The following is a 482-nucleotide window of genomic DNA, read 5'->3' on the forward strand; positions in this document are numbered from 1 at the left end:
ACGCGGGTAGTGCACCAGGCTGCGCGGGCCGCCGATCAGTTCGGGGTCGCGCTCGACGTCGGGGTTCCAGTCGGCGGGCAGTTTCGGATGTTGGACGAAACGCTTGAAGTAGCTGCGGGTGCCCTCCGCGCCGCCTTCGCCCGTGCCTCCGTTGTCGGAGGTGAAGACGACGATCGTGTTGTCCAGGTCGCCGAGCGCGGCGAGGGTGTCCAGCAGCCGCCCGAGGTTGCGGTCGATGTTGTCGACCATGGCGGCGTAGACCTCCATGTACCGGGCGTACAGCCGCTGCTGCTCCGGGGAGAGCTCCGCCCAGGCGCCCACCTCGTGTCCGGCCTCGAAGTTGCGCCGCGGCAGCCGGGTGTCGGCGGGGAAGAGGCCGGCTGCGAGCTGCCGGTCGAAACGGGTCTCCCGCAGCGCGTCCCAGCCGCCGTCATAGCGGCCCCGGTAGCGCAGGACGTCCTCGGGCTTGGCCTGCAACGGAC

General features: G+C 70.7%; 1 protein-coding gene. It reads right to left on the reverse strand.

The genetic code is table 11. The annotated features are described in order from the left end of the window. On the reverse strand, positions 1-482 hold a 482-nt coding region (locus DD1DGNOD_RS20275; protein WP_165036916.1), incomplete at both ends, for a sulfatase-like hydrolase/transferase.

This window comes from Candidatus Protofrankia californiensis (assembly GCF_900634765.1).
GTDB lineage: Bacteria > Actinomycetota > Actinomycetes > Frankiales > Frankiaceae > Protofrankia > Protofrankia californiensis.